A 23487-nucleotide genomic window follows, 5' to 3' on the forward strand; every position below is an offset into this window, starting at 1 on the left:
ATGTGTTAGGCCTGCCGCCAGCGTTCAATCTGAGCCATGATCAAACTCTTCAATTTAAGATTTTGTTCGGCTCAATGAATACTGAACATTACATAAGTAATGTTTGAATTGACTGTGCTGAATCTTTCGATTCAATGGTCACTTCGTTTCATTGAAACCTAATTTGATACCGAAGTATCTAATTGGATTATCATCAACGAGTGCCCACACAGATTGATAGGTCTATATTGTTAAAGAGCAACTCTTCTTTGTGATTGACATCACTTCGGAAGAGGCGGCCATTCTAGCGAGATAATTTATTGTGTCAAACACTTTTTCAAATTATTTCGTTTTTCTTTTCAGCCTTGCCGACTTTGCTTAAACCCTTGTGAGCCCTTGCCCTGTCGACGAGGAGGCATTATAGAGATCGCGCTCACATTGGCAAGCGTTATTTTTCAAAAATTGCAAAAATAATGGTTAAGCGATGAGTTTTCGATCAAAGCTTTATTTATTCAACTTTACCCCAAGAACTCGCACAACTTATCCACAGAGTTATTCTATAAAGCGTGTTTTTCAGGTGCTATAAATAAAGAAAGCTGCTTTATTGCAGCTTTCTTTATTTACTCTAAACTCGATTTAAAGGTCACTATGGTTATATGCCGGACCCATCTTGTTCTGAACCATCATCTTCATGTAGACCACACTCTCGTTTTAAACCAAAGAATCGAGTTTCTTCCTCTGACATTCCCGGCTCCCATTTACGAGTGGTATGAGTATCACCAACTGAAAGGTAACCTTCATCCCACAATGGGTGGTATTTAAGGCCGTGTTGTTCTAAGTAGTAATGAACGTCTTTATTAGTCCAGTCAATTACTGGCAAAAACTTAAACACACCGTTCTGAATTGATAGTATCGGTAAACCTGCTCGTGATTTACTTTGCTCTCGACGTAGTCCAGAGAACCACGTTCCAACATTAAGCTCTTTTAGCGCTCGACGCATTGGCTCCACTTTATTGAGCTTGTTGTATTTTTCAATTCCCTCTACACCCTGCTCCCATAACTTTCCATATCGAGCCTCTTGCCAATTCGCACTTTCTTTCGCTCGATAAACTTTTAAGTTTAGGTTGAGAGCATCTGTCAGCTCATCAATGAATTGATAGGTTTCAGCAAACAGGTATCCTGTATCGGTTAGAATGACGGGGATATCCGCTTTGACTTGAGTCACTAAATGAAGCATAACCGCGGCTTGAATACCAAAACTAGAAGAAACCGCAAACTCGCCCTCTAGATTTTCTAAAGCCCACTTTACTCTATCTTGTGCCGAAAGCTTTTCGAGCTCGACATTAATTTGAGCAAGACGGAGGATTTGCTCCGTCTTTGTTAATGTCAATAACTCTGTAAGCTCAAGCCTGGATGCTACAGAATCAAGCATGAAAGTCCCTCTTTGATACGAGCACTTCTTGGATAATACCAGCACGAATTGTGAAATCGCCGAAGGCTTCGCCTTCTTCACGCTCTTTCGACCATCGAGCCACCAGCAGATCAATCTCTTCTAAGATTTGCTTATCCGTGATGTTCTCTTTATACATTTTTGGTACTCGAGTACCAGCACGGTTACCACCTAAATGTAGGTTGTAACGACCTGGCGCTTTACCAACTAAACCAATTTCAGCCAACATTGCGCGACCACAACCATTTGGACACCCAGTTACACGCAAAATGATGTTGTCATTTTCTGGTAGGTTGTGCTTCTCCAGAATCCCCTCCACATCAGTAACAAACTGAGGAAGGAAACGTTCAGCTTCTGCCATCGCTAGCGGACACGTTGGAAAAGCAACACAAGCCATTGAATTCTTACGCTGTTCACTTACGCCGTCGTCCATTAAGCCATGTTCACGAGCGATCTTTTCAATCTTCGCTTTTTCGTTTTTAGGTACACCCGCAACAATTAGGTTTTGGTTTGCTGTCATGCGGAAATCGCCTTTGTGGATTTTGGCAATTTCAGCAACACCCGTCTTAAGTGGTTTACCTGGAAAGTCTAATAAGCGACCGTTTTCGATGAAAAGCGCTAAATGATATTTACCATCAATTCCTTCTACCCAGCCAATACGGTCACCACGTTCTGTGAATTCATATGGACGGCTTTGCTCAAACTTAACACCAGCACGTTTCTCGACTTCCGCTTTAAAGACATCGCTACCTACACGATCCAATGTGTATTTGGTTTTTGCGTTCTTACGGTTTGAACGGTTACCCCAGTCGCGCTGAGTTGTGACAACCGCAGCCGCCACATCAAGTGTTTTTTCTAGTGGGATGAAACCGAAATCGTCCGCACGGCGTGGGTAGGTTGACGTATCGCCATGCGTCATCGCTAAGCCGCCGCCGACCAGGACGTTAAAACCAACCAGCTTGCCGTTATCTGCAATGGCTACGAAGTTAAGATCGTTAGCGTGTACATCTACGTCATTTTGCGGTGGGATCACCACTGTGGTTTTAAACTTACGTGGTAAGTAGTTCTTGCCTAGAATTGGTTCGTCTTCTTCCGTGCTTTCTACTTTTTCACCGTCTAGCCAAATCTCTGCATAAGCGCGCGTCTTTGGTAATAGATGCTCACTGATCTTCTTCGCCCATTCGTAAGCTTCTTGGTGTAACTCCGACTCCACTGGGTTAGTGGTACACAACACGTTTCGGTTTACATCACCCGCGGTTGCAATCGAATCAATGCCAATACTGTTGAGCGTTTGATGCATCAACTTAATATTCGGTTTTAATACCCCATGAAACTGGAACGTTTGGCGAGTCGTCAGACGAATACTTCCATATAAAGAGTGCTCCGTTGCGAACTTGTCGATCGCTAACCATTGCGTTGGTGTAATGATACCACCCGGCATACGTGCACGAAGCATCACATTATGTAATGGTTCCAGTTTTTGCTTTGTGCGTTCATTACGGATATCACGATCGTCTTGTTGATACATACCGTGGAAACGAATTAGCTGGAAGTTGTCGGCAGTAAAGCCACCAGTAATACGGTCCTGTAAATCTTGCTCAATGGTGCCACGTAATAAGTTGCTTTCTCGCTTCAGGCGCTCGTTATCAGATAGCGGCCCTAACTCTTCACCTAATACAACCTGCTTGTTATTGTCCGTAGAAAAAGTCATTAGTACACATCCCTCTGATAACGTTTCGCTTTACGTAGGTCATTAATAAATTGTTCCGCATCGTCACGCGGCATCTTGCCTTCTTGTTCAGCAACGATAACCAGTGCGTCGTGCACATCTTTTGCCATACGCGTTGCATCACCGCAGACATAGATATAAGCGCCTTCTTGGATCCACTGCCACACTTGAGCTGCGTTTTCTAAGATGCGATGTTGTACGTAAACTTTTTCTACTTGGTCACGACTAAAGGCAACATCCAATCGGCTTAGTACTCCTGACTTGAGGTACTTTTGCCATTCCACTTGGTACAAGAAGTCTTGAGTGAACGTGCGATCACCAAAGAACAACCAGTTTTTGCCTTCAGCATCACGGTTTTCACGTTCCTGAATAAAGCTACGGAATGGTGCGATCCCAGTGCCCGGACCCACCATGATAATTGGAGTGCTATCATCTTCCGGCAGTTTGAAGTTGTTGTTATGCTCAACGAATACTTTAACTTCATCTCCCTCTTCGAGACGCTGTGCTAAGAAGCTAGACGCACCACCATATCGTTTTTCGTCGTTTTGTTCGTACTCAACCAAAGCAACCGTTAGGTGTACTTCTTCATCGACCTCTTCTTGGCTTGATGCAATAGAGTAAAGGCGAGGAGTAAGACGACGAAGCAAACTAATCAACTCATCTGCGGTTAACTTGGTTTTCTTCTCTGCCAATACATCAACAATTTGAGTATTGGCAGAGTACTCGCGAAGTTTATCTTTATCGTCAACCAGCTTTTGTAGCTTCTTACTACCGGATAACTCGGCAAACTTTGTGATGAGCTGTGGGTTAGATGTTGTGATTTCATATTTACTCACGAGAGCACTATGGATTGACAAGCTTTCGCCATCAACATCAACGGTTTCAACCCCAGACAAACCGACCTTACCAAGAATGGCATTAGCAAGTTCTGAACTATTTTCAAACCACACACCTAGCGCATCACCAGGCTGATACGTTAACCCCGAACCTTCCAAGTCAATTTCTATATGACGAACATCCTTTCCAGAATCACGACCCGTGATTTTTTGACTGGTCAGTAACGTCGCTGTGTATGGGTTTTGTTTATTGTAAGGAGAGTGCGCAGTCGCCGCCTGACCCACAGGAAGTTGAACCACATCCGCTTCAGTGCCAGAAGAAAGCGTATCTTTTACCTTACCTAACGCATTCTTACGCCATTCAGCTGCTGGTGCTTCATAATCCACATCGCAATCAAGACGATCGATAAATGGGGTCGCGCCTAACTTTGATAGGTAAGCGTCGAAGTCTTTACCGGTTTGGCAGAAGAATTCGTAGCTCGAGTCACCCAGAGCAATAACGCCATATTGAAGGTTTGACAGCTTAGGAGCTTTCTTAGATTGCAAAAACTCGTGTAGCTCTATAGCGTTATCTGGTGCTTCGCCTTCGCCATTCGTCGATGCCACAATAATGACATGTGTTTCTTTGGCTAAGTTTTTACCTTTGTAATCACTTGCATCAAAAAGTTCGACAGCAATTCCTTCTGCTTTTGCTTCCTGTTCTAGAGCTTCAGCAACGCCTTTAGCGTTGCCAGTTTGGGAAGCAAAAATAATACTCAACTTACCTGCAGGCTTCGCTGATACGGCTGCCGTCGCTTGTGCAATTGGCGTTACCGCTGTATTTGGTTGATTTTGAGCTAATCCCCAAAAATACCCACTGACCCAAGCAAGTTGATGTGAAGACAACTCAGAGACAGTTTGTTGGAGTGAGCTAATTTGTTGGTCATTCAGAGGGCTTGCGATTGGAGGATTTCCTCCTTGCCCATTATTATCTTCAGACACATTCTTGTGAGAATACTCATTCTTTTGAAAAGACATTATCACGACATCCCTATTCATTGCGTGACGATAGAGTACCCACTCTCCTTAATAACAAGAAAGAATAGAAGTGAATGTTTTATAACTTTTTGGAAGTAAGAACGGCTTACTTTTTGCTCATCGATCTTCAATGCGGACTTGTTGAAAGCCTACTGCCATTGCCGATTTTGACGCTGCATCCAAATCTTCATAAAGACATTCTTCACCATGACTGTCCGTCAGAAAAACAAAACCACCGCGCGCATGTCTGAATTCCACAACCCAGCCACCCTCTTGGATTGCAGGTTCAATAATCGCTTCGACAAGCTGGTTTTCACGGAATAGATGTCTTAGTTCGTTTATTGTCATCGCTATCCCTGCTTTAACTTTCACATTGCTCCTAGGTAAGCATGGTCTAAGTCAGCAAAATAGGCAGAAAATTCGATTGGATATAATGAAGTGATATAAAAAAACGCCGCTTATAAAGCGACGTTTTAAAAAAATCGAGTATCTAATCTGGCTGCATTTAGAATGCGTATTCTGCACTCACAAAAAAGCCGTTAGCAAAAATAAACTCTTTCCCTAGATCCGACATGAATTTCTCGGACTCCAAATCAATCACGCGGTAACCACCACGAAAAGCCAGTTGAGCTTTTTCGAGCGGTACATGGTATTGAACACCGGCCATGAAATCGGTACTTTTGATACCTTTGTTGTCACCAAAGTTTATCTCACCAATCACATCAAAATTTGTGTCCGGAACTTGGATCTCTGCGTAACCGTACCAAGCCCAAATCAGCTCATCAAACTCTTCTATACGCTTGTTTGAGCCAGCATCAATGTATTTAGTGTCACTTAAATTACTGAATGTAACACCCGCATCAAAATGCAATAAATCATGCTCCAGAACTTGGTAGTACATGGTGAAATCGAGCTTATCGAACCCCATATAATCAGCATCAATGCTCGAGTAACGAAAACGCGCATTAGGAACGTATTTCACATCATGCTCAATCGCCGCGTAAAATGCGCCTGTTGTGCTGCTATCTCGTCTTACTTCATTTACTTTAGTGTCAGCAGCCCAGATCTCTGCGCCGACTTTCGCCGATACAGAATATTCTGCAAAAACAGGAAAAGATACTGCCAACGATAATGCTGTTAAAGCGATGGTCGCTTTATTTGTCATGTAGTGTGTACTCCGAGATAGCTGATGTTCACGTTGAAGACGTGAGAGGAAATATACCATACTCTCACGTCTCTCTATCAACTAAATCATGTCACTCATTATTTATAGCGGGGCTGGGCAACGTAATTCTTGAAGAACCAAACACCCAATGCAATCACGATTAACCATGGCAATAGTTTGAGTACCGCTCCGACCATTCCCAGTAAAAACATCACAACTAACGCGATACCGGTTGCTGCGAATACGGTCATCATTGTGATACCAGTAACCAATAGGGTCGCCGCAAAGACTAAAATAAAGATTAGCTCCAACATAATCACTTCTCCATTTGTTTTTAATAAACAGAGCAGTTTCCATACCAACTTACCAAGATATCGATAACACAATGATTTTTATTCAAAAATAAAGCCAGAGGCATTTCTGCACTCTGGCTTTATCATTCTTTAGTTGGCAATTTTAGCCAACCACTGGTGAATTTTACACATTCAATTCTTTTGGAATCTTCGCTAACGCGTCTTGCAGCACTTCTAAACCAGAACCCGGCTTGTGCGCATTTTCACTGATATGACGACGCCATTGACGAGCACCTGGCATGCTTTGGAACAAACCTAACATATGACGGGTAATATGACCAAGGTACGCACCTTTCGCTAATTGCGCTTCAATGTATGGGTACATTTCTTCAACAATTTCGCTGCGTTTCTTCACTGGAGCATTAGAGCCAAATAACTCTTGATCTACCGATGCCAGTAGATATGGGCTTTGGTAAACCTCACGACCAATCATCACACCATCAAGATGCTGAAGATGTGCTTTGGCTTCTTCTAGTGACTTTACACCACCGTTAATAGCAATGGTTAAGTGAGGAAAATCTTGCTTCAATTGGTAAGCTCGTGGGTAATCCAATGGTGGGATCTCACGGTTTTCTTTCGGACTAAGACCACTTAACCAAGCTTTACGCGCGTGGATAGTGAACTGCTCACAGCCCCCCTTTTCTGAGACAATAGAAACAAAATCCGTTAGGAACTCGTAAGAATCTTGATCATCAATACCAATACGAGTCTTGACTGTCACAGGAATATCAACCACATCCTTCATTGCAGCGACACAATCCGCAACCAACTGTGGTTCCGCCATTAGGCAAGCACCAAAGCGACCGTTTTGTACACGATCAGACGGGCAACCCACATTGAGGTTAACCTCATCGTAGCCACGCTCTTGAGCCAGTTTGGCACACTTTGCCAAGTCTTCTGGGTTTGAACCACCCAACTGAAGGGCCAACGGATGCTCTTCTTCGTTGTAAGCTAGGAAATCTCCTTTTCCATGAATGATCGCACCTGTCGTCACCATTTCAGTGTACAGCAGGGTTTCTTTGGTCATTAAGCGATGGAAGTAGCGACAATGACGATCGGTCCAGTCGAGCATTGGTGCTACGGAGAGCCTGCAAGAATGAGTCATGATATAAACACCCGTTTTTATGTTGCCAAGGTCGAGCGCAGCAGTACGCTCAAAAAATAAGTCGGGTATTGTATACCCAAGCACCTCTAGGTGCTAGTTTCAGCGAGAATGATTTGGTTGGCTGGCTAGCCAAATGCTTAGGAATACGCAGCAGTATTACGAATCTGTCACTCGTTGATTCATTCTGTGATGACTATTCCGACTTCACACCACCACCGACTTGCTTTAATTCATGATTTTCGTTCTGATAGTGGGTAAAATGAAGCATTTCTAAACGAACTTCGTATAGAAATGATTTATCATAGAGCACGTCCGATAGTTATGGTGAAAGGTTTGAACCCAACAATCATTGAACAAATTGAAAGTATCTGCGCAGAGCGTGGAGTACGATTGACTCCGCAACGCCGACGCGTATTTGAACTCATTTGTTCTAATCGCCGCGCCTCAAGTGCGTATGAGCTATTGGAGCAACTAAAAGAGAGTGAGCCTCAGGCTAAGCCTCCCACTGTTTATCGAGCATTAGATTTTCTCCTAGAGCAAGGCTTCATCCACCGAGTGGAATCGACAAATAGCTTTATTACTTGTTGTTCTTTCAATACTCAGCAGCACTTTTTCCAATTACTAATTTGCGATAAATGTGGTGATGTCGTTGAACTCGAAGATGAGACGCTGATATCCTTGTTAGCCGAAAACGCCGAGAAGCATGGATTCAAACTGACCAACCAAGTTATTGAAACTCATGGTGAATGCCAGGCCTGTTCCTCCGAGACGAAAGAAAAAGTATAGAAGAACGTTATGCGCGCTGAATTTGTAAACCCGTTTTTAGCTTCTTTAATGAACGTGCTAAAAACCATGGCTTCTCTTGAGCTGAAGCCACAAAAACCGCGAATCAAAAAAGATGAGATCGCACGAGGTGACGTTTCTGGTCTGATTGGCATGGTAGGTCCACAAACTCGTGGTTCAATGTCGATTACCTTTGATGAAGCGCTAGCTCTAGAAATCATGCAGAACATGCTTGGTGAGCGTCCAAATGGACTCAATGAAGAGGTCACCGATATGGTGGGTGAGATCACCAACATGGTTACTGGTGGTGCAAAACGCATTCTGGCGGAAAGTGGTTTTGATTTTGATATGGCAACACCGGTAGTGGTTTCTGGCCGAGGCCATACGATTCGCCACAAGTGTGAGGGCTCAATCATCATCATGCCTTTCTCTTCCCAATGGGGAAATGCCTTTATCGAAATTTGCTTCGAATAAAAGAGAAAAAATAGGTTGGCACTGGCCAACCTATTTTATTTTTGCCTCAGGCAATAAAAAAGGTCAGCATTTGCTGACCTTTTCTTTATCTATTCAAACCAAACATTAAGCTTTGAACGCTTTAAATGCGTTGATTAGACCATTTGTTGAGCTGTCATGCGAGCTGATTTGAGACTCGTCTGCAAGCTCAGGTAGGATTTGGTTAGCCAGTTGTTTACCTAGCTCCACGCCCCATTGGTCAAAGCTGAAGATGTTCCAGATAACACCTTGTACGAAAATTTTGTGTTCGTACATTGCGATCAAGTTACCTAGCGTACGAGGCGTGATTTGCTTCACTAGGATAGAGTTTGTTGGACGGTTACCTTCAAACACTTTGAATGGCGCAATCGCTGCCACTTCTTCAGCGTTCTTACCTGCTTTCACCAACTCTTCTTTCACGGTTTCTTCACTCTTACCAAACGCTAGTGCTTCAGTTTGCGCAAAGAAGTTGGACATCAGTTTTTGGTGATGATCGCTAGCTGGGTTGTGGCTGATTGCAGGTGCAATGAAGTCACATGGGATCAGCTTAGTGCCTTGGTGAATCAGTTGGTAGAACGCGTGCTGACCGTTGGTACCTGGTTCACCCCAAATAATAGGGCCCGTTTGGTAAGTCACAGCATTGCCTTCACGGTCAACGTATTTACCGTTTGATTCCATGTTACCTTGCTGGAAGTACGCCGCGAAACGGTGCATGTACTGATCGTAAGGTAAGATAGCTTCTGATTCCGCACCGTGGAAGTTGTTGTACCAAATACCGATAAGCGCAAGGATCACAGGGATGTTGCTTTCTAGGTCTGTTGATACGAAGTGCTTGTCCATCTCGTGAGCACCTTCAAGCAGCTCAACGAAGTTGTCGTAACCTACCGCTAATGCGATTGATAAACCGATTGCAGACCATAGTGAGTAACGGCCACCAACCCAGTCCCAGAATTCGAACATGTTCGCGGTATCAATACCGAACTCAGACACGGCTGTCGCGTTCGTTGAAAGCGCAGCAAAATGCTTAGCCACGTGCGCTTGATCACCCGCAGACTCTAGGAACCAATCACGAGCAGTATGCGCGTTAGTCATGGTTTCTTGCGTTGTGAACGTCTTAGACGCGATCAAGAATAGCGTCGTTTCTGGGTTAACTTTCTTCAACGTTTCAACGATGTGAGTACCATCAACGTTAGATACGAAGTGAAGGTTTAGATGATTTTTGTATGGTGCTAGAGCTTCCGTCACCATGTAAGGACCAAGGTCAGAACCACCGATACCGATGTTCACGATATCTGTAATTGCTTTACCTGTGTAACCTTTCCACTCACCGCCGATAACGCGTTCAGTGAATGATTTCATTTTTTCTAGAACCGCGTTCACTGCTGGCATTACGTCTTCGCCGTCTACCATTACTGGTGTATTCGCGCGGTTACGTAGTGCAGTGTGAAGAACAGCGCGACCTTCTGTTTGGTTGATCGCTTCGCCACTGAACATCGCTTCAATTGCAGATTTCAGCTCAGTCTCGTTCGCAAGAGCGAACAGGTGCTTCAGAGTTTCCTCATTGATGAGGTTCTTTGAGTAATCGACTAGGATGTCTGAGCCGAAACGTGCAGAGTATTTGTCGAAACGCGCTGCGTCTTGAGCAAATAACTCTTTAAGATCCATATCTTGTGCAGATTCGAAATGCGCAGTTAGCGCTTTCCAAGCTTGTGTTTGCGTTGGATTGATATTTTTCAACATGGTCTTTATCCCGATGTTACAGTAGGTTCCATTCCTTACAGTCTAGCGAAAACTGTGGAATCCCCGATTTAGCAAATAGAATATTAATTAGATGTTTGGGCGAATTGCCACAAAACAAGTCTTTGTAATTTTTTTTCAGGTGCCAATTATGACTGAGAGTATTTACACTCACATTGAGTTAGGTCACGTTCCCTGCCCTGAAAATGAACAATTCATTTACGATGACAAGAATCATATCACTTACTAATGACAGGCTCTAATTGGAATAGGATAGACGCCAATTTATAAATTTCCAAAGGAACACGTATGTGGGCACAAAAAACACTGCAATTAAAAGCGAGAAGCCGCGGTTTTCACCTGATAACTGATGAAATTGAACAACAATTACCACAAATAAACGAGCTTTCAGTAGGTTTATTACACCTATTTATTCAACATACCTCCGCCAGTTTGACCTTAAATGAGAATGCTGATCCAACCGTGCGTATGGATATGGAAGCGCACTTCAATAAGTTTGTGCCAGAGCGTGCTCCTTATTATCAGCACACCTATGAAGGTGATGACGACATGCCAGCACACATTAAAGCATCCCTACTTGGCAGTAGTGTGACGATACCAATCCAAAATGGTCGATTAGCTTTAGGAACATGGCAGGGCATTTACTTGGGTGAGCACCGAGACTTTGGCGGCGGCCGCCGCGTTATTGCTACGATTAACGGTGAGTAGATAAAACAAAGGCTAACCTTAGGTTAGCCTTTCGCTGTTTATTTTGAGTACTCCATCTCGACGCGAGGCGTTAGCTTAGTCACGAGTTCATACGCAATGGTACCAATGTGACCCGCCACTTCTTCTACTGGGAGCTCTTTCCCCCAAAGAATCGCTTCGTCGCTGACTTTATCCGTTGCATCTGGTCCCAAATCGACCGTCAGCATATCCATAGAAACTCGACCTGCGATAGGTACTTTACGACCATTTACCCAAACCGGAGTGCCGTTCGGAGCACTTCTTGGGTAACCGTCGCCATACCCTACAGCGATGACACCGACTTTTGTATCTCGCTTACTGGTCCACATACCGCCATAGCCAACACTTTCGCCCTTCTTAACTTCACGTACCGCAATAAGATGGGATTTAAGTGTCATCACGGGTTGATACCCCAGATCTTGTGCGGTCTTGTCATCAAATGGCGATACACCATACATGATGATGCCCGGACGAACCCAATCCAAATGGCTTTGAGGCCATGCCAACAACCCCGCAGAGGCCGCAAGTGAACGCTCCCCCTGACAACCAGAGGTCAACGACTTAAACAGCTCAATCTGTTGGGGAGTGATATGGCTATCCAGCTCATCTGCACAGCCAAAGTGACTCATGTAACGTAACGGCTTGGCTACGTTTGGACACTCTTTCAACCGCGTGACAAACTCATCATATTGTTCAGGGCGAACGCCAAGACGGTGCATCCCACTATCAATCTTGAGCCACACGACAACCGGAGTTTCAAGGTCGGCTTGCTCCAAGGCGATAAGCTGCTCTTCACAATGAACCACCGTTTGGATGTTGTTCGTCACAAGAACAGGTAAGTCACCTGGGGAGTAAAAACCTTCTAGCAATAGAATTGGCTTTACTACTCCACAAGCGCGCAGTTGCAACGCTTCTTCAATGCGAGCTACGCCAAAGGCATCCGCATGGTTGGCATGTTTTGCAACGTGACGTAATCCGTGACCATAGCCATTGGCCTTCACTACAGCCATCACTTTACTTTGGGGCGCTTGCGCTTTCACGCGCTGTAAGTTGTGCTGCAACGCAGACAAATCAATGCACGCCTTGGCCGCTTTCATATAGCTCATGGGGTTACTCATCATCAATATCGAATGCAGGACCCGCGTAGTTGTCAAAGCGCGAGTGTTGACCTTGGAAGGTGAGACGCACAGAGCCGATAGGGCCGTTACGTTGCTTACCAATGATGATTTCTGCCGTACCTTTGTATGGGCTATCTGGGTGATACACCTCGTCACGGTAGATGAACATGATCAAGTCGGCATCCTGCTCGATAGAGCCCGACTCACGCAAGTCCGAGTTTACTGGGCGTTTATCTGAACGTTGCTCTAGGGAACGGTTAAGCTGAGACAGCGCCACGACGGGCACATTCAGCTCTTTTGCCAGCGCCTTCAGAGAGCGCGAAATCTCCGCAATTTCCAGCGTACGGTTATCAGAGAGTGCAGGCACGCGCATAAGCTGAAGGTAGTCGACCATGATCATCGACAGACCGCCATGTTCACGTGCGATACGGCGAGCGCGTGAACGCACTTCGGTCGGAGTTAGACCGGAGCTGTCATCAATGTACATGTTTTTCTTCTGCATCAAGATACCCATAGTAGAAGAAATACGCGCCCAGTCTTCGTCATCCAACTGACCCGTACGGATCTTGGTTTGGTCAACGCGAGACAAAGAGGCCAACATACGCATCATCAACTGCTCGGCTGGCATCTCTAGCGAGAAAATAAGCACAGGCTTCTCTTGCTGCATGGCCGCATTTTCACACAAGTTCATCGCAAAGGTCGTTTTACCCATCGATGGACGCGCCGCGACAATCACCAAATCAGAACCTTGCAAACCTGCGGTTTTCTTATTGAGATCTGTGAAACCGGTATCGACTCCGGTAACACCATCTTGTGGCGTTTTATACAACAACTCGATACGTTCTAACGTCTTTTCGAGTATGTTATCGACATTTTGTGGCCCTTCGTTTTCACTGGTTCGTGACTCAGCGATGGCGAAAACTTTGCTCTCCGCCATATCAATCAGATCTTCCGAACTTCGACCTTGAGGATCGTAACCCGCATCCGCAATCTCATTCGCGACACCGATCAAACCACGGACGATCGCACGTTCGGCAACAATATCAGCGTACGCATTAATGTTAGCGGCGCTTGGCGTGTTTTTCGCCAAATCTGCAAGGTAAGCAAAACCGCCCACATCTTCTAATTGCTCGTGACGCTCCAGGTATTCCGATAAAGTAATAAGATCGAGAGGCTTGCCCGCTTCAAGAATGGTTTTTACACCTTCAAAAATTAGGCGATGCGGACGACTATAGAAATCACTGCTTACAACACGTTCGGCAACGGTGTCCCAACGTTCATTGTCCAGTAAAAGACCACCAATTACTGATTGCTCGGCTTCTAGTGAGTGAGGTGGCACTTTGATTGCGTCGACCTGACTGTCTGAAGGTTTGCGATTTCTGTTTTCCGCCATGACTTTGCTCGATAACTACTATTGACCCACGATTATAACCTTAACCTAACTGAGATGCTTCCCCGAAGAGACAATTACTTGTTAAGAAATCAACATGCGAACCGCACAAGTAATAGCCTGGTTCTTCCGCCCAGCTCTAATAAAAATTAACCTACCATTGACCCAACAAAATATCTGTATCAGTATCATGCCCCTCCTTTTTAATTACGTTCGAGGTTGATGTGTCCCGATACTGGTTACTTAGCTTTAGCCTACTATGCGCTAGTGCATCGTATGCTGACGAATCAGTACAGCCAGAGCAAAATATTGATGTGCCCGACCCATTAAAAACCGAGGTGGAGTTCGGCTATCAAGCTCACACAGGTAACACGGACTCTCGTTCCCTGAATGCTCGTTTGAGTGCTGAATATACGTCAGGTCGACACCGTTCTAATGGTGAATGGAAATACTACAACTTGTACAAAGACGGTGAAGAAGACAAACGTTCATCCACCTACGCCCTACAGAGTGACTACAAGTTAGGTCCTAAAACGTATTTGTATGGCAGCTTTAAAGGGGTGGATTCTCGTTACAGTGCCTATTTTAAAGACTACACCTTATCAGGCGGTTTGGGTTACCAGTTTTCCTACACTGAAAACTTCATTTTAGAGGTAGAAGTCGGTCCTGGTTTTCGTTATCAAGAACCAAATTTAGATGAGATAGATGATGACGACATTGTCTTTCCCGATATCGTTCGAGAAGGCATTTTTCGAGGGAATATCAATACGACTTGGCACGCACTAGATAATCTGAGTTTCGCGGCTGATATTACGTTGGTAACAGGTAAAAGTAATACACGAGCCGATAGTGAGCTCAGCGTGACCAATGATATTACTGAAGATATCGCACTAAAACTGGCACACTCTCGTCAGTATCACGATAAAGTGCCTGAAGGCTTAAGCAAAGCGGATAGCGTATTTTCCGTTAATTTACTCTTCGCTTTTTAACCCGTTTTTTCTCCCAGCTTTAGAAATAAAAAAAGCACCTCCGAAGAGGTGCTTTTTAGTATTTCGTCTTGATACTGAATTACTCAGCAGCAACAACTTGTAGGTTCACAGTTGCGAAAACTTCAGAGTGAAGTTGAACGCTGATCTCGAACTCACCAGTTGTACGTAGAGCACCTTCAGGAAGGCGAACTTCGCTCTTAGCAACTTCAACGCCTGCAGCTGTGATAGCGTCAGCGATGTCACGAGTACCGATAGAACCGAATAGTTTGCCTTCGTCACCAGCTTTAGAAGCGATAACTACAGCTTCTAGAGCGTTAACTTTCTCTGCGCGAGCTTCTGCAGCAGCTAGTTGCTCAGCAACTTTAGCTTCTAGTTCAGCACGACGAGCTTCAAACATTTCAACGTTAGCTTTAGTTGCCATAACTGCTTTACCTTGTGGGATAAGGAAGTTACGAGCGTAGCCAGATTTAACGTTTGCAGTATCGCCAAGACCACCTAGGTTACCAATTTTATCAAGTAGAATAACTTGCATTGCTTAATCCTCTTTCTTAATAAAATGAACCGATTACTGATGCTTGTCAGTGTACGGTAGTAGAGCTAGGTAGCGTGAACGCTTGATAGCACGTGCTAGTTGACGCTGGTACTTAGCGCTTGTACCAGTGATACGGCTAGGTACGATTTTACCAGCTTCAGTGATGTAGTTTTTAAGAGTTGCTACGTCTTTGTAATCAATCTCTTGTACGCCTTCTGCAGTGAAACGGCAGAATTTACGACGACGGAAGAAACGAGCCATGGGCTATCTCCTGATCTTAAATTTGAGTAATGTTGTCGGCGTGTAACACTAATTTTCCCACGCCATTTCGGCCGGTTTGATAAGTGACAAAACCACTTACCTTAATGTTACTGCCTTGAACTAAATTCTGAGTTAGTGCTTGTGACCCAAGCCCGCTGACGACTACCGGCATACGACAATAAACTTGTCGAGGTAAGTCAGCTTCGATAATAGTAGAGCGATGCTCCAGCCAAAACCGACAGTGTTCAATGCCACCAGGGCTTTTACTACGAATGGGCGGTTTGGCAATGGTGCCGCTCAGCTCCATTCGATTGGCCATAAGAAAACTTACTCAGCAGCTTCTGACTTAGCTTCAGGCTTAGCTTCAGAACGCTCTTCACGACGTGGAGCACGCTCTTCTTTTTGCTTAAGCATGATAGATTGCTCAGTGATCGCTGCTTTAGTACGCATGATCATGTTACGTAGAACTGCATCGTTGAAACGGAAAGCAGTTTCTAGCTCATCAATTACAGCTTGGTCAGCTTCAACGTTCATAAGAACGTAGTGAGCTTTGTGAAGCTTGTTGATTGGGTAAGCCAGTTGACGACGGCCCCAGTCTTCTAGACGGTGGATTTTACCGCCAGCTTCAGTGATTGAACCAGTGTAACGCTCGATCATGCCAGCAACTTGCTCGCTTTGATCTGGGTGCACCATGAATACGATTTCGTAATGACGCATTGGTTGCTCCTTACGGATTATTCAGCTTCCACAAATGGCTCAGTCGTCCAGAGGAAGCAAGGAACTAAAGATAATTGACTGAGTTTAAGGAGCACGAATAGTACAGAAAGGGCGCAAAATAGGCAAGTGATTATTTGCTCAACGCAGGGGATATTTTATTTCATCCAACGCTAGAAATAACAAAGGCTGCCAATAAAGTGACAGCCTTTAAAATCAGGGCATTATCGCGCGTATATCAGGACTTATTTCACTTCAGCCAGTTCCGTGCGCATTTGGTCGATCACTTGTTTGTAATCTGGCTGACCGAAAATCGCCGAGCCTGCAACAAACATATCTGCGCCCGCTTCTGCGATTTCACGAATGTTGTCAACCTTCACACCGCCATCAATTTCTAAACGGATATCGCGACCAGACTCATCGATCATCTTACGAACTGCACGCAGTTTATCTAGTGTGTGAGGAATGAATGATTGACCACCAAAGCCAGGATTAACCGACATCAGTAGAATCATGTCGACTTTGTCCATGATGAACTCAAGGCTCGCAAGTGGCGTTGCTGGGTTTAGTACCACACCAGCCTGACAGCCGTGCTCTTTAATTAACTGCAGTGTACGGTCTACATGATCAGAAGCTTCCACATGGAATGTAATCATCGACGCACCCGCTTTTGCGAAATCAGGAATAATGCGGTCAACCGGTTTCACCATTAGGTGAACATCGATTGGTGCGGTGATGCCGTAATCGCGTAGTGCTTTACACACAGGTGCACCAAAAGTCAGGTTTGGTACATAGTGGTTATCCATAACGTCGAAATGCACCACATCCGCACCCGCAGCGAGTACTTTCTCGACATCTTCACCGAGACGAGCAAAATCTGCCGATAAAATGGATGGAGCAATAAGAAAATCTTTCATACCTGACCTCAGTAGTAATGAGCAAACAATCTGCGCGCAATTCTACCGAAGCCAGTGGGGAGATCCACTATTTAGATTTAATAGTGTGAGAACTAAGAGCTTGGTTTGTCCATCTCAGGGGCATGAAAAAGCGCAAGCAGCTCATCGACTTTATTACGACCACTGCCATTGCGGCTAATGGTGCGCTTCACTTTTACTACATTGAGATCTGCACCGTGATACAACCGACGCGTCAGCGTAGTGTCGTGGTTGGAAATCAGAACCGGAATACCACGCTCAGTCGCGGTTCTTTCAGCAATGTCGGCTAATGCAGCCTGATCATCCAACGTGAAACCATTACCTGCGTATGAGGTGAAATTTGCCGTGTTTGAAAGCGGTGCATAAGGAGGGTCGCAATACACCACACTCCCCTTACGTGCTCGACGAAAAGTTTCTGGATAACCTTCACAAACGAACGTGGCTTTCTTGGCTTTTTCGGCAAAAAACTCCAATTCCGCCTCTGGGAAGTAAGGCTTTTTATATGAACCGAACGGAACGTTAAAACCGCCTTTTTTGTTGTAACGGCATAGACCATTAAAACCAAAGCGGTTCATGTACAAAAACGCTAAAGAGCGGTACATCACGTCATCGGTTTTATTAAACTCAGCGCGAATGTGTAAGTAGGCTTCTTTACGGTTATTCTCGGCAACAAACCAACGCTTCGCTTCAGAGATGTACTCTTCCGGGCGCTCTTTTAGTAGGTTGTACAGATTGATCAGATCTGGGTTGATATCTGCCAGTAGGTAATGGTCATAGTCGGTATTCAGAAACACTGAGCCCGCGCCAACAAAAGGTTCAACTAGCTTTCGAGCCGGCGGTAAATGACGTTGGATGTCTTCAACCAGTCCGTATTTTCCTCCTGCCCATTTAAGAAAGGCTCGTTGCTTTTTCATCTACTGCTCTATCTATCGGCCAAAAATTAAGGCTGCGGAATGTAACATATTTTTCAGCGAAGCTCAGGTTTATTTCACTCGATCAATTTCGCGATGAACCTGACGGAGTGATTTTGCCCAAGGACTCACCGACTTAACCGAATCAGGCAAGCTTGCAACGGCATCGCGAGCCATTTGAATTGTCGGATAATCTTGGTATGTGATGATATACCACTCGGTGTCATTGCGAACGGTAGGATAAATTCGTACTTGATTATTCAGCTGATGCTCATCGAGGAAGGCTTGTACATCGTCCATTGACGTCATAGCAGCAAGCTGCAGTGTATAGGCTCTTGGTGATAGTGCTTTTAATTCTTCGCGAGCAAATGAAAACTTAACCACAGACTGCTTCGCACCGTCTTCTTCTGGCTGAGCAGAAGTTTGCGTCATACCTTGATTTGGTTTTACGACTTTTATTAAGGGTGAGCTGGTTTCATCAGTGGCGTCTTGCTTCTCAACGCCCACGACATCATCAATCGCTTTTGTGTCTGCTGAATCAGCTTTACCTTCAAGCAATGCATCGACCACATTCGACTCAATCACCACTCTCTGTTGATTGTCATCACTGCCAACGCTCGCCACTTCTTCCGTTACTGCTGGCGGTAATGAATCAGAATCATCAATCGCGCCAGAGCCATCAAGGCCACTGCTAGTGTCATCAGTCACAGATTGTAGTGAAGACTGCGCAGCACTGATTCCTGACTCTTCAAAAGTTGGAATAGCCGTTTGCTCTAAACTACCAGCAATTTGCTGCGCTTTATCATCAGGGCTTGGTTGATTATACATCCACCAATAGCCACCAGCAGCAAGCAACAGTAATGCTAATACCACTAACGCAATATTCAGCGGTGAACCGACAATCGAGCGGATAATGATCCTTTTTTCCACTTTCATCTCTCCTAACGCCATGATGTCACCCGGTACTGGGTCAACTTTTTTAAATGCATCTCGAACCCGCTTCTCCGCCTCATCATCAACATAGCGCGCAACAAGTGATTCAAAGAAACGACGGGCTTCCACTTCGGACAACATATCAATATCAAGCTCAACAGGCTTTATCTCTTGTCCGTAACTGAGACGTGACAGCAATCCTTCTAAGCGCCCAGACTGCGTAAATAATAAGACATTGATGGTCCAATTCGGCTTATGATGCGCCTCTAAAACCAGCATCCAAAGCTCAGAAACGAGCGTCTCACTTAATAAATGCGCATCATCAACCACAATCGCGATATCACAAGGCTCATCACCCAATAGTCTTTCGAGGCTATCAAGTAAAGGCTCTTGCTGATTAAACAATGCGTCCGAAACCAGTTGACTCAAAATAAGGATGCGGCGCTGCACATCATCTTGATTAGAATGACAAAGTAACAAACATTGATTCTTGTTACTGGCACCCACTTCAAGGTATCGCTGCGCTAACCAAGATTTTCCATAACCATCATGACCATTAATCGCAATGAAATTGGAACCAAAATTAGTCAGCAATCCTAACCTATCAAGCAACTCGATTTGAGAATCTAATTCCAGAACGTGAGCAACACTCATCTAATAACCTTAATACACTACAAGAATGACGCCCAAAGGCGCCATTACAAGGTTAAATATCGCGACCGAAGTCTATCGCCTGTTTGAGTACGTCTTGTGTCGTATCAGCAATGACCTCGGCACTACCAATGCCTGTAGGTAGAACTAATCTTAATTGACCAGAGAGGACTTTTTTATCTCGCATCATATGTTTGAGGAAGTCATCGAAGCTCATACTTTCTGGAGTATGAACAGGCAGTTTGGCACGACGCAAAATCGCAACAATACGCTCAAATTGCTCTGCTGAGATAAGACCGCGCAGATGCGAAGTTTTGGCCGCCATAACCGTGCCAGCAGAAACCGCTTCACCATGCAGCCAATTGCCGTAGCCAAGCTCAGCTTCAATCGCATGACCAAAGGTGTGACCTAAGTTGAGCAGAGCGCGGATGCCCGATTCTTTCTCATCCTGAGCCACCACTTCCGCTTTTATTTCACAGCAACGTGCAATGGCATAAGTTAGCGCTTCTTCATCCAACGCGTACAAGCGTTCAAGGTTTTCTTCCAACCATACAAAAAAGTCTACATCGTAAATGATGCCGTACTTAATGACTTCTGCGATACCTGCTGCGAATTCACGCTCAGGCAACGTCGATAAACAGTTGGTATCGATGATCACGGCTTTAGGTTGGTAAAACGCACCTATCATGTTCTTACCCAACGGATGGTTAACCGCGGTTTTTCCACCCACCGAAGAGTCCACTTGAGATAGTAATGTCGTTGGTATTTGAATAAAGTCGACCCCACGCTGGTAACAGGCAGAAGCAAAACCCACAAGGTCGCCAATAACGCCACCACCTAACGCGATGATCACAACATCACGAGCGTAATTCCCCTCGAGGAGGAAGTTCATCACTTGGTTAAACACATCCAAGTTTTTGTACTGTTCGCCGTCAGGCAATTCTAACAAGGATGCACTACAACCGAGCTGCTCGAGTTGCTTTAAAATTTTGTCTGCATACAAAGGCGCCACTGTGACATTACTGATCACAACAACTTTTTGTTTTGCATTTTTGTTTGAGAGAACTTGAGAGAGGTACGCCGGGTCCTCAAATAACCCGGCGCCAATAGAGATTGGGTAGCTACGCTCAGCTAGGTTGACCGTAATCCGTTCCATCGGTTTGCTCCAATTAAAAAAAAGATAAAAACTTATCTCTCTTCTAGCATTTTTACGATCTGGTTGGCTACCACTTTTGCACTCTGATCGTCAGTGCGAACAGTGTAATCCGCTACTTCTTCATACAGAGGATTACGTTCTTCAGCTAATTGCTCCAATACTTCGCGAGGGTTGTCCGTTTGAAGTAGAGGACGCTTCTTGTCACGGTTTGTGCGCGCAAGTTGCTTTTCAATCGTCGTTTCTAAGTAAACAACAACACCACGTGCCGAAAGACGATTACGGTTTTCTTTGCTCTTAACAGAGCCACCGCCAGTCGCAAGCACGATGCCTTGCTCTTGTGTTAGGTCTTCAAGTACCGCTTCTTCACGCTTGCGGAAGCCTTCTTCACCTTCTACATCAAAAACCCAAGAGATGTCTGCACCAGTGCGTTCTTCGATCACTGTATCGGAGTCAACAAACTCCATATGCAGTTGCTGTGCTAGATGTCTACCAATTGTACTTTTGCCGGCGCCCATTGGGCCAACAAGGAAAATATTACGTTTCTCAGCCATGTTTAGCAGTAATTTACAACATTGATTCAATAAGATCGCCACAAGAAAACACAGCTAAATCGCTGTTCTACAAGGCTTGTGGCACCAGTTCCTCACAGATAATTCGTGATAAGACCCGAAATTATCCAAGCATGGTGCCACTATTGCAACTTTATTTTTGATTTAATCAGTTTTTCACGAGGTAGAACTACTGAATCACCACCTTAGGGGTGACGAAAATTAACAGCTCACTTTTGCCAACATTTTCATAACTTCGACGGAAAAGCGCACCTAATAGTGGCAGATCGCCTAACAAAGGCACTTTGTCCACCGAGTTAGTAATGCTGTGCTGGAAAATACCACCAAGAACGACGGTTTCACCGTTATTTACTAACACTTGCGTCCCGATACGCTGAGTATCAATCGCAACGGCTTCACCAGTGCCTGTTTTCACGACTTGTCCAGGTCTATCTTGCGTAACGCTTAAGTCCAACACAAGACGGTTATCCGGTGTAATTTGTGGCGTAACCTTCAAACTCAATACTGCTTTTTTGAACGTTACCGTCGTAGCACCACTTGATGAGGACTCTAGATAAGGTATCTCGGTACCTTGCTCAATATAGGCAGGCTTCTTATTAGTAGTGATCAAACGTGGGCTTGAGATAATCTCAGCTTTGGACTCTTGTTGCAGCGCAGAAAGCTCGAGGTCTAACAAGGTGTCTGAGCCTAATTTTGCAACCTGAAAAGCAATGCTAGTCGCGTTTGGACTGGTTGCAGCTAAGTTTACGTTTAGGAAGTCATCGATACCTACTCCATCACCGTCACCACCGTCTTCTCCTTCACCACCACCGTTATATAAACCGATCGTGGCAAGGTTGTTTTCGATAGAACCACCAACCGTGTTATTGCCATTAATAGAGGTAAAGCCCCAGCGAATTCCCAACTCGTCCATGTTGCCTTCATTGATGGTCACAATACGCGCTTCAATTTGAACCTGCTTCACCGGGATATCCAAAGATTCAATAATTTCTCGAATCACTTCAATGTTTTCAGGTAGCTCACGAATCAATAACGAGTTAGTCCGCTCATCAATGGTCATACTGCCTCGCTCAGACAACATACTGATGTTCCCTTCTCCGTTGATCATCTCTGCAATATCTGATGCTTTAGCGAAGTTTACCTTGATGATTTCAGACGAAAGCTCTCCCATCGTTTGTTCTAGCTGCTGCTTTTCGAGTTGCTGTTTTTCGCGCAGATCAAGCTCATCTGTTGGAGCAACCAGAATCACGTTGCCATCAACACGCTTATCTAACCCCTTAACTTGCAAAATAATATCCAACACTTGCTGCCACGGAACACCATCAAGACGAAGTGTGAGGTTACCTTCTACAGAGTCTGAGACAACCAAGTTGAACTGGTTGTAGTCAGCAATCAGCTGTAACACGTTACGTACAGGAATATCTTGGAAGTTAATCGAAATGAGCTTGCCTTCTTTTTCTAGAATGCTTTTATCCGGGGCTTTCTCATTGGGTTTGATCTTAGCCACTTTGATTTCCAAGAATCGCCCCGTTAAACGGTAATCATGCGTATATTCTTCATTAATGTGCGCAACCAAGCGCGTAGTTGAGGTATCGCGAAACACCTCTACGCTTTCAACCACAGTCGAGAAATCTTTTACGTCTAGGAGATACAGTTGCTCGTCTTTTACCGAAGTATTAAGCAAATCGATACTTAACCCTTCCTGTACGCGTTTGACATCGACAATCGCGGCAGGTGACGCCAGTTCAACGACTATAACGGCGTCTTTATCTTTATTAGTGCGAAAGTCGATACTCTTTAAGGCATTAGACGATACTTCTTCTGCTGCCACTAAAGGGGCTAAAAATACAAACAACCATAAGGAGAAGAGCCCAGTTAGTATCCTTGTTGTACGTGTTAATCCTTGTCTCATTTTCATTACTCAATATCAAAAAT

Annotated in this window: 24 protein-coding genes; 4 read left to right on the forward strand and 20 right to left on the reverse strand. The window is 44.8% G+C overall.

Annotated features, from left to right (window positions below; translation table 11 throughout):
* Positions 1 to 631: 631 nt before the first annotated feature.
* From NL645_RS21815 to dusA, 7 genes are all read right to left on the reverse strand, one after another.
* Positions 632 to 1411: a phosphoadenylyl-sulfate reductase gene (locus NL645_RS21815; RefSeq protein WP_006743230.1), complete on the reverse strand. Its 780-nt coding sequence runs from the start codon at positions 1409 to 1411 to the stop codon at positions 632 to 634.
* Positions 1404 to 3140 carry an assimilatory sulfite reductase (NADPH) hemoprotein subunit gene (gene cysI / locus NL645_RS21820; protein WP_253652399.1) on the reverse strand — a complete coding sequence of 579 codons (1737 nt, stop codon included), beginning with the start codon at positions 3138 to 3140 and terminating at the stop codon, positions 1404 to 1406. Before cysI ends, NL645_RS21815 begins: the two co-directional genes overlap by 8 nt.
* Complete coding sequence (locus tag NL645_RS21825; protein ID WP_253652400.1) at positions 3140 to 5011, reverse strand: assimilatory sulfite reductase (NADPH) flavoprotein subunit; 1872 nt, start codon at positions 5009 to 5011, stop codon at positions 3140 to 3142. The genes cysI and NL645_RS21825 overlap by 1 nt, the downstream gene beginning before the upstream one ends.
* 117 nt (positions 5012 to 5128) lie before the next feature.
* On the reverse strand, positions 5129 to 5359 hold the full coding sequence (locus NL645_RS21830; RefSeq protein WP_005455817.1) for a hypothetical protein: 231 nt from the start codon (positions 5357 to 5359) through the stop codon (positions 5129 to 5131).
* 157 nt (positions 5360 to 5516) lie between these two features.
* Entirely contained in the window at positions 5517 to 6176 is a 660-nt protein-coding gene (locus tag NL645_RS21835) for a TIGR04219 family outer membrane beta-barrel protein (RefSeq protein WP_053807697.1), read from the reverse strand.
* Between the two features lie 98 nt (positions 6177 to 6274).
* Positions 6275 to 6490 carry an envelope stress response protein PspG gene (gene pspG, locus NL645_RS21840; RefSeq protein ID WP_005398086.1) on the reverse strand — a complete coding sequence of 72 codons (216 nt, stop codon included), beginning with the start codon at positions 6488 to 6490 and terminating at the stop codon, positions 6275 to 6277.
* Between the two features lie 163 nt (positions 6491 to 6653).
* Positions 6654 to 7634 carry a tRNA dihydrouridine(20/20a) synthase DusA gene (gene dusA / locus NL645_RS21845; protein ID WP_253652401.1) on the reverse strand — a complete coding sequence of 327 codons (981 nt, stop codon included), beginning with the start codon at positions 7632 to 7634 and terminating at the stop codon, positions 6654 to 6656.
* 321 nt (positions 7635 to 7955) lie between these two features.
* Between dusA and zur the strand changes: the two genes are divergently transcribed.
* Positions 7956 to 8420 (forward strand): zinc uptake transcriptional repressor Zur, encoded by a 465-nt coding sequence (zur, locus tag NL645_RS21850; RefSeq protein WP_005381268.1) that lies wholly within the window; start codon positions 7956 to 7958, stop codon positions 8418 to 8420.
* Positions 8421 to 8429: 9 nt separating this feature from the next.
* Positions 8430 to 8891: a chemotaxis protein CheX gene (locus NL645_RS21855; RefSeq protein WP_005381269.1), complete on the forward strand. Its 462-nt coding sequence runs from the start codon at positions 8430 to 8432 to the stop codon at positions 8889 to 8891.
* A 105-nt stretch (positions 8892 to 8996) separates the two neighbouring features.
* Here NL645_RS21855 and pgi read toward each other — a convergent pair whose 3' ends face one another.
* Positions 8997 to 10649 (reverse strand): glucose-6-phosphate isomerase, encoded by a 1653-nt coding sequence (gene pgi, locus NL645_RS21860; protein WP_053807699.1) that lies wholly within the window; start codon positions 10647 to 10649, stop codon positions 8997 to 8999.
* Between the two features lie 306 nt (positions 10650 to 10955).
* Between pgi and NL645_RS21865 the strand changes: the two genes are divergently transcribed.
* Positions 10956 to 11375: a secondary thiamine-phosphate synthase enzyme YjbQ gene (locus NL645_RS21865; protein WP_046874640.1), complete on the forward strand. Its 420-nt coding sequence runs from the start codon at positions 10956 to 10958 to the stop codon at positions 11373 to 11375.
* Between the two features lie 38 nt (positions 11376 to 11413).
* On the opposite strand, the gene alr is transcribed toward NL645_RS21865, so the two are convergent.
* Both alr and NL645_RS21875 read right to left on the reverse strand, forming a co-directional pair.
* Positions 11414 to 12490, reverse strand: coding sequence for an alanine racemase (alr, locus tag NL645_RS21870; protein WP_041853013.1), 1077 nt, complete (start codon positions 12488 to 12490; stop codon positions 11414 to 11416).
* Positions 12491 to 12503: 13 nt separating this feature from the next.
* A complete protein-coding gene (locus NL645_RS21875; RefSeq protein WP_005395704.1) occupies positions 12504 to 13904 on the reverse strand; it encodes a replicative DNA helicase in 1401 nt (466 codons plus the stop codon).
* A 221-nt stretch (positions 13905 to 14125) separates the two neighbouring features.
* Here NL645_RS21875 and NL645_RS21880 point away from each other — a divergent pair, with 221 nt between their 5' ends.
* Positions 14126 to 14890, forward strand: coding sequence for a DUF481 domain-containing protein (locus NL645_RS21880; RefSeq protein ID WP_006743223.1), 765 nt, complete (start codon positions 14126 to 14128; stop codon positions 14888 to 14890).
* 79 nt (positions 14891 to 14969) lie between these two features.
* Here the strand turns inward: NL645_RS21880 and rplI are convergent, their stop codons facing one another.
* The 10 genes from rplI to NL645_RS21930 form a co-directional block, all read right to left on the reverse strand.
* Positions 14970 to 15422 (reverse strand): 50S ribosomal protein L9, encoded by a 453-nt coding sequence (rplI, locus tag NL645_RS21885; RefSeq protein ID WP_005381278.1) that lies wholly within the window; start codon positions 15420 to 15422, stop codon positions 14970 to 14972.
* A 33-nt stretch (positions 15423 to 15455) separates the two neighbouring features.
* Positions 15456 to 15683, reverse strand: coding sequence for a 30S ribosomal protein S18 (rpsR, locus tag NL645_RS21890; protein WP_000090472.1), 228 nt, complete (start codon positions 15681 to 15683; stop codon positions 15456 to 15458).
* A 16-nt stretch (positions 15684 to 15699) separates the two neighbouring features.
* A complete protein-coding gene (gene priB / locus NL645_RS21895; RefSeq protein ID WP_005381298.1) occupies positions 15700 to 16002 on the reverse strand; it encodes a primosomal replication protein N in 303 nt (100 codons plus the stop codon).
* Between the two features lie 8 nt (positions 16003 to 16010).
* Positions 16011 to 16400, reverse strand: a complete 390-nt coding sequence (gene rpsF, locus NL645_RS21900) for a 30S ribosomal protein S6 (protein ID WP_005381299.1) — start codon at positions 16398 to 16400, stop codon at positions 16011 to 16013.
* Positions 16401 to 16642: 242 nt separating this feature from the next.
* Positions 16643 to 17314: a ribulose-phosphate 3-epimerase gene (gene rpe / locus NL645_RS21905; protein WP_005395709.1), complete on the reverse strand. Its 672-nt coding sequence runs from the start codon at positions 17312 to 17314 to the stop codon at positions 16643 to 16645.
* 92 nt (positions 17315 to 17406) lie between these two features.
* Positions 17407 to 18246 (reverse strand): Dam family site-specific DNA-(adenine-N6)-methyltransferase, encoded by an 840-nt coding sequence (locus tag NL645_RS21910; protein ID WP_047009939.1) that lies wholly within the window; start codon positions 18244 to 18246, stop codon positions 17407 to 17409.
* Positions 18247 to 18315: 69 nt separating this feature from the next.
* The gene (locus tag NL645_RS21915; protein ID WP_006743221.1) at positions 18316 to 19830 is read right to left on the reverse strand and encodes an SPOR domain-containing protein; all 1515 of its coding nucleotides are present in this window, start codon (positions 19828 to 19830) and stop codon (positions 18316 to 18318) included.
* 52 nt (positions 19831 to 19882) lie between these two features.
* Complete coding sequence (gene aroB / locus NL645_RS21920) at positions 19883 to 20983, reverse strand: 3-dehydroquinate synthase (RefSeq protein WP_012841354.1); 1101 nt, start codon at positions 20981 to 20983, stop codon at positions 19883 to 19885.
* A 32-nt stretch (positions 20984 to 21015) separates the two neighbouring features.
* A complete protein-coding gene (gene aroK, locus NL645_RS21925; protein ID WP_005381319.1) occupies positions 21016 to 21534 on the reverse strand; it encodes a shikimate kinase AroK in 519 nt (172 codons plus the stop codon).
* Between the two features lie 187 nt (positions 21535 to 21721).
* Positions 21722 to 23464, reverse strand: a complete 1743-nt coding sequence (locus tag NL645_RS21930; RefSeq protein WP_080955983.1) for a type IV pilus secretin PilQ — start codon at positions 23462 to 23464, stop codon at positions 21722 to 21724.
* Between the last annotated feature and the right edge of the window lie 23 nt (positions 23465 to 23487).

Source organism: Vibrio sp. Y51_MX_L26, from assembly GCF_024181935.1.
Lineage (GTDB): Bacteria > Pseudomonadota > Gammaproteobacteria > Enterobacterales > Vibrionaceae > Vibrio > Vibrio diabolicus.